Here is a 3,123-nt window from a genome sequence, read left to right on the forward strand (position 1 = left end):
TATTTATTCTCCTATTTTAATATTATAAGTTTTTGTTAGTTTTGCCTAAATACTTATAATTAATTATTCCAATAACTAGCATCTAGTTTATTTTTTAATTGAAACTATAATTAAAAGATTCATTAAGTAATAATATATATGAACTTAATAATAATAAATAAAAAGTGTATCTATATTAAATCATTAAGATTTATTAGATACACTTTTTATTTAATTCATGAAGAGTTAGAAAATGTCTAAGTAAATCACAAGTTTAAACCTGATATGTCAATACTATATAAATACATGTCGTTTATACATATTATTATCATATATTATATTTTTATAATTAGTAATTAATTAAATAAAAGTAAAAATATAGTAATTGATTGAATATATTTATAATTTATGACTAAAACTATATATAACTTAATATTTTTTAGGAGGTTTTATTACATGGAAATTATTTATAATATTTGTATAATTTTAGTTTTAGTTGGAGCTCTAAATTGGGGGCTAGTTAGCTTATTTAAATTTGACTTAGTTGCTGCTTTATTTGCAGGTAGCGGAGAATTTGGAAATATAAGTAGCTTTAGTAGAATAATATATGGTCTAGTAGGGTTGGCTGCAATTTACGTTGGATTTGAATATTTCTTTAATATGATGTAGTCTAATTACATATTTTAAAAATAATCTTTAAACATAAAAATAGGAGAGCTACTAACAGCTCTCCTATTATCTTCCGTAGCAATATATGTAAGTATAAATTATTAAAATAATTAATAATTTATACTTGTCCTATAAATAGAACTATAAACAAAACACTAAGTTTAATTTAGAAACATTTTTTAGACTCTGTAAACTCATAAACATCCATTAAAGCTTCTCCGAATCTTTGATAATGGACAATTTCCCTCTCTCCTAAAAATCTTAATATATCTTTTAAATCAGGGTCATCAGTTAAGTTTATTAATTGATAATAAGTTGCAAGCGCTTTTTGCTCAGCTGCCATATCTTCATGTAAATTAGTTACTGAATCTCCGAACACATTTATATAACTTGTTGTAAAGTTTACTCCGTTAGCATCTACAGGCTGAAGGCCTTGTCCAAAAGTTGCATAGTTAGGACCCAATCCAGCATCCTTAAGTTCCTTAGGGCTAGCATCTTTCATCAATTGATATAGTATTGAAGAAATTATTTCAACGTGTGCTAGTTCTTCTGTTCCTATATCTGTCAAAAGCGCACGAGACTTTCCAGTAGGCATAGTATATCTTTGTTGAAGATATCTAAGTGCAGCAGCTAGTTCTCCATTTGGACCACCTAATTGAGTCATTATGAATTTAGCCATCCTTGGGTCTGAATTTTTTAAGTTAACTGGATATTCTAATGTTTTTTGATAAATCCACATCTAAATTTATTCCTCCTCATTAAAAATATGAAATTATTTATTTTATTCATAAAACTCGTTATCCCATGGCCAAGGTTCATCTACCCATTTCCAATAACATGGACTAGATTCATAGCCAAAGTTTGTTAACACTCCATATTTAGATTCATAAGCCTCTCTAGCTTCTTCAAATTTTTCACTATACTTGTTATATAATTCTAGGGCATCTTCGTCATAAGGATTGTTATCTAAATACAAGTTTAATTCTATACATGCAAAGTTATATTCTAAGATTGCATCTAAAAGTTCTCTTCTAGTTAATCTCATCACTATCTACCACCACTTTTTTGATTTAACTCTATTTTCAGGATTTTTGTATAACCAAGAATTATAATTATTTGACTCTATTAAATATAACTCAGGGAATAAAGTACCTCTTTTTAAAGCTTTACTTACATCATATGCTCTAGTAAATACTTGAAAATTTACATATGGTCTAGCTAATTCGCAACCACAATTTTGTTTAATACCTCTTGAACTTTCCATGAGCACTCTCCTTACATATTTCTATATATTAAACAGAGTTTTATAATGAATAAAAATTTTAGTTAGTTTAAAGTTTTATATTCAAATCTTAACCATTTTGAAAAACTCTGTTCTTTATATATTATTAAAATCCGTCTCATTTTGTGACAAAATTCGACATAAATAATACAATTCAATTCACCTTACTATAACTCTTAGAACTAATTTTTATTTTAAAGGTTAATGGTTAATCATTGATATTTAATTTAATACAAAAAAGCATTAAAGTTAATGCTCTTAAAATCCATTTACTTAGGATTCAAAAACATTAACTTTAATAAAAATACTTTTATAGGTTTTATAATTATATAATCTTTTAATTAACTTATTTTTTATTATCTTTTCCAACAGGAATACTATCATTTTTTATAGGTGTATCAAATGATGGTGGAGTAATATTTATTTTAGTATCATGATTAGGTCCAGGAGTTGATAAGTCAAAATATAGTTTAGAATCTTCTGTAACTCCAAAATCTCTATTTGAACCTGTATCCTTAACCTTATTTAAAGCATCTCTAAATAAAGCATTATGTGCTTCTTCTCTATTAAGTAAGAAGTCTATAGTTTCTCTAACATATTTATCTTCAATTTGTCTATATAGGTACTCATAAACAACTTTAGCTCTTTGTTCTGAAGCTATATTAGACAATAAATCTGCAACTAAATCCCCTGTTACAGTTACATAATCTGCAGTCCATGGAGCCCCTGATGAATTTATAAGTACAGGTGATAATCCTGTTAATACATGAGTTTCTATTTCTCCTGATTCAACAGCATTAAAATTTACATCATGACCGTTAAGTAAGTTTATAGTTTGAGCTACCATTTCCATATGACTAAGCTCTTCTGCTGCTATATCCATAAATAAATCTTTAATAACAGGATCTTTGATTCTAAAACTTTGAGCCATATATTGCATTGCTGCTTTAAGTTCCCCATTACCACCGCCTAATTGTTCTTGCATTAGCACTGCATATTGTGGATTAGGCTTTTCCACCTTTACTTCCCTTAGTAATTTCTTGTCATGTTTAAACATTAGATATGTACCTCCACGTAAGTTTATCTAAAAATATATTTTCCTTTTGATTGCAATTTATTCATGTATAAAATATCAAAATAAAAAAAATCCTATGTAAATCCTAAAATAAGTTTAATATTTTATCATTAATAAA

At 26.7% G+C, this 3,123-nt stretch carries 5 protein-coding genes; 1 reads left to right on the forward strand and 4 read right to left on the reverse strand.

Annotated features, from left to right (window positions below; all coding sequences use genetic code 11):
* Window positions 1–435 precede the first annotated feature (435 nt).
* Window positions 436–648, forward strand: a complete 213-nt coding sequence (locus RWY47_RS11595) for a DUF378 domain-containing protein (protein ID WP_021429246.1) — start codon at window positions 436–438, stop codon at window positions 646–648.
* A gap of 166 nt (window positions 649–814) precedes the next feature.
* Here RWY47_RS11595 and RWY47_RS11600 read toward each other — a convergent pair whose 3' ends face one another.
* The 4 genes from RWY47_RS11600 to RWY47_RS11615 all read right to left on the reverse strand — a co-directional run bounded on the left by RWY47_RS11600 (window position 815) and on the right by RWY47_RS11615 (window position 2,987).
* Complete coding sequence (locus RWY47_RS11600; protein ID WP_142731081.1) at window positions 815–1,387, reverse strand: manganese catalase family protein; 573 nt, start codon at window positions 1,385–1,387, stop codon at window positions 815–817.
* 42 nt (window positions 1,388–1,429) lie between these two features.
* Entirely contained in the window at window positions 1,430–1,693 is a 264-nt protein-coding gene (locus RWY47_RS11605) for a spore coat protein CotJB (RefSeq protein WP_021429258.1), read from the reverse strand.
* Between the two features lie 6 nt (window positions 1,694–1,699).
* Window positions 1,700–1,912 carry a spore coat associated protein CotJA gene (locus RWY47_RS11610; protein ID WP_021429260.1) on the reverse strand — a complete coding sequence of 71 codons (213 nt, stop codon included), beginning with the start codon at window positions 1,910–1,912 and terminating at the stop codon, window positions 1,700–1,702.
* 364 nt (window positions 1,913–2,276) lie between these two features.
* On the reverse strand, window positions 2,277–2,987 hold the full coding sequence (locus tag RWY47_RS11615; protein ID WP_021429263.1) for a manganese catalase family protein: 711 nt from the start codon (window positions 2,985–2,987) through the stop codon (window positions 2,277–2,279).
* Between the last annotated feature and the right edge of the window lie 136 nt (window positions 2,988–3,123).

Origin of the sequence: Paraclostridium sp. MRS3W1 (assembly GCF_032465715.1) — a bacterium.
In the GTDB taxonomy this organism is placed as follows: Bacteria; Bacillota; Clostridia; order Peptostreptococcales; family Peptostreptococcaceae; genus Paraclostridium; species Paraclostridium dentum.

Coding starts and splice junctions, on each gene's coding strand:
- RWY47_RS11595 (WP_021429246.1), top strand. CDS start 436: ATGGAAATTATTTATAATATTTGTATAATTTTAGTTTTAGTTGGAGCT.
- RWY47_RS11600 (WP_142731081.1), bottom strand. CDS start 1,387: ATGTGGATTTATCAAAAAACATTAGAATATCCAGTTAACTTAAAAAAT.
- RWY47_RS11605 (WP_021429258.1), bottom strand. CDS start 1,693: ATGAGATTAACTAGAAGAGAACTTTTAGATGCAATCTTAGAATATAAC.
- RWY47_RS11610 (WP_021429260.1), bottom strand. CDS start 1,912: ATGGAAAGTTCAAGAGGTATTAAACAAAATTGTGGTTGCGAATTAGCT.
- RWY47_RS11615 (WP_021429263.1), bottom strand. CDS start 2,987: ATGTTTAAACATGACAAGAAATTACTAAGGGAAGTAAAGGTGGAAAAG.